Annotated in this window: 2 protein-coding genes; both read left to right on the top strand. The window is 56.1% G+C overall.

Annotated features, from left to right (window positions below; translation table 11 throughout):
• The first annotated feature begins 558 nt into the window (after positions 1 to 558).
• Positions 559 to 732 carry a hypothetical protein gene (locus FJ424_RS33795; protein WP_181182271.1) on the top strand — a complete coding sequence of 58 codons (174 nt, stop codon included), beginning with the start codon at positions 559 to 561 and terminating at the stop codon, positions 730 to 732.
• 78 nt (positions 733 to 810) lie between these two features.
• Positions 811 to 2169 (top strand): phospholipase D-like domain-containing protein, encoded by a 1359-nt coding sequence (locus FJ424_RS33280; protein WP_140659984.1) that lies wholly within the window; start codon positions 811 to 813, stop codon positions 2167 to 2169.
• Positions 2170 to 3046 lie beyond the last annotated feature (877 nt).

Genomic DNA, 3046 nt, shown 5'->3' with positions numbered 1-3046 from the left:
GCCACCATACCCCCCTCCCTTGTGAGCATCATGCAGCAACGTGGCCGAGCAGTCGGCCTCGACTTTACGAATGGTCGAGCCGATTAGTACCCATTGTCAATCGGTGGCTGTGCGGGCAAACCCAGCCTGCTCCTTTCGACATCGGCGAAGGCTTCCGCTGAGGTCTGAACCTCGAACAGGTGAATGGTTGCGGTCCCCTTTTCGACGACGCGGACTACCCACTCAGTGCCGGCAGATTTCACCCGCACGTCGTCCGGTTCGCCGCCCACCATCCCCTGCCACCGTGATACGAATTCAAGTCAGTACTGCTGACAACCAGCTATGGTGTGGATTTTGTCAATCCAACCCTTTTTAATGGTTGATATTCATATAGCTAATGACAACGAAAACACTCAATAAAATTGGAATTCGCGGCCTTTTACCAAGAAATAGACCATCTATAAGCCGCCACAATCAATGTTCTGGATCAGAGTTTTCAGTCATTTGGCCCAAACATCTCTGTTCTTTTATTACTGCTATGCGTTGACTTCGTAGCTCTTGATCACACCTGACACGACTATGGCCAAGTCCATCAGGATCGCGACGGACATTACGCCGGTCCAATTTGACCATCGCTTTCAGGTGAGGGAAAAGCCCGTGTTGACGACCGCTTTGCGGCGCAAAGCGGCCATGTCTGTTGTCGGCCGCAAGCGGTCGGACCGCTTCCGCCGCTGCAGCATTCATGTGTGGTGAATTGCGCGGGCGCAAAGGATAGCGGCCCTCGTCCGCAGCTCGGAACCTCCCGTCGCACTCGAAGTTCTTGTGTTGCACATGGCCACCATCCACAGCGCGGGCGGCACGGGGTGTAAGGGTTTGACTCGGGAAAAGCCGACCGTACTCAGAGGAAAGATCGGTCGTTGGTTCAACGTACTTAAGTATGTTGCCATCGCGATTGTCGTGAGTTCGATCACTGTGATCGTGATGAACTTGATCCCCGATTCCCGGAGTATCCGCGCAATCGTTCCCCACCGTTTTGACGCAGCCGATCCTCAATTCGCGAGGAGCATGACCAGCTATTCCCAGGGACAAATGTTCGACGCCAACGCGGTGCAGACGCTGGTCAATGGCGATGAGATCTTTCCAGCAATGCTGGAAGCCATCCGCACTGCGCGTTCGACCATCAACATGGAAACCTACATCTATTGGTCGGGAAAGGTGGGCTACGAGTTCGCCGCGGCCTTGGCGGCGAAAGCCCGAGAAGGCGTCGAGGTTCGTGTGCTCGTCGACTGGGTCGGCAGTCTCCCCTTCGATGAAGAACTGATCCACATCATGACAAGTGCTGGAGTGCGGTTCCAGCGCTACCGGCCCATCTACTGGTACACCCTGGATCGCGTGAACAACCGAACGCATCGCAAACTGCTCATCGTCGACGGTCGGATAGCGTTCACTGGCGGTGTCGGCATTGCGGACAATTGGCTCGGAGACGCTCGCAATCCGACAGAGTGGCGTGACACGCACTACCGCATCGAGGGACGTGCCGCAGCCGCATTCCAGGCGGCGTTCGCCGCAAACTGGCTGGAGACCGCGGGCGAGCCGTTGCAGGGCGAGAAGTTCTACCCGCCGCTCGCAGCTGCGGGGAACCTGAGCGCTCAACTTATCTTGTCTTCGCAACCAAATGGCTCCGAAAACATGGAGCTGATGATGTTGGCTGCGATGGCAGCTGCCAAGGATCACTTGCGGATCGGAATGGCTTATTTCGTTCCGGACGACATCGCCCTGCAGCAGATACTGGATGCCCGAAAAAGGGGCGTGATCGTCGATATCATCGTCCCCAACTCGCTGACGGATGTTCCTATCGTTCGAAAGGGCTCGCGCTACTTCTGGGGCGAATTACTCAAGGCAGGCGTGCGGATTTATGAGTTCCAGCCCACGATGTACCATCCTAAGCTGCTGATCGCCGACGACGTCTGGGCGAGCTTCGGTTCCGCCAACCTCGACGAGCGATCTCTTCGCCTCAATGACGAGGCCAATCTGAATATCTATGGCAAGGACTTTGGACAAACCCAAATCGATCTTTTCAACCGGGACCTGGCACGGTCTAAGCAGATCAGTCTCGAGGAATGGCAAGCCCGCCCCTGGACTGAAAGGGTGACGGATTGGTTGGCTAGCCGACTGCATTCCCAGCTTTAGCACACCATCGCCGCCCTATCGCGTAAGACCGTCGGAAGGTGGTCGTCGGCTGCAGGCCAGGAGATGCGAAGGAATCTGGCGGGAGCGGTCGCTATCGGGTGATGTCTGCTTTCGTTGAAGCTTGTTAGGTGCTTGTCGAGCGCTGCGGCAATGCTCTGTAGAAAGCTGATCCACTCAGACGGGAATGATCTGGGATCACCTTCAAAGTCCATGCCGTGCGCCTCTTCACAAGCCACGTGCCGCCGAAGAGAAAAACGCCGCGCATCGACGAGCCATGGTGAGGACTGGAGCGCCGCTCAGCCTACCGATTTGGACGGTCTTCCGCCATGACGTTGTAGAGCATGAGGAACGCCAACAGTGAGACGATACCGCCTAAGAGATCGGCCCCTGTCAGTCGGCAGAAATAGACGAAATCAAACGCTAGCACGGCCATCGCTCTATCCTCGGAAAACGCACTAGGATAGGGAACCGTTAGACAAGCCTAATGTTCCGCTCCGGAGGAGCAGCGCCGGCCTAATCTGCGTTCGGTACCCGTCCTGCTTGACCTCATGAATCCAGTCGTCGCCCTTCGGAGGATCCCTGAAGAGCTTGAGCTTCATTGGATGGATAAAGGGCAACCGTTCCCCGTCGGCACGCTTACGCATCACAGCCCCAACTCTACGATTTCAATCAATAACGCGATGAAGTTTCAGTCCCATTAGCACTCGCTGGAACAAGTCTTCCCGAGAATCGGCTATAAGCCAGCATGGCCTTGGAGATATCCGATGGGGAAGAAGGCGATCCTAATTACCGAGAGCGTTTCGGAGGAGCGGCTGCTTGAGGCCGATTTTTACGCCCGGCGATGTGGGCTACCACGCGACGAAGTGCTTCAAATCAT

Source organism: Mesorhizobium sp. B3-1-8 (assembly GCF_006439495.1).
In the GTDB taxonomy this organism is placed as follows: domain Bacteria; phylum Pseudomonadota; class Alphaproteobacteria; order Rhizobiales; family Rhizobiaceae; genus Mesorhizobium.
The sequence above is the reverse complement of the archived record's forward strand: the minus strand, read 5'-3'. Positions and strand labels throughout refer to the sequence as shown.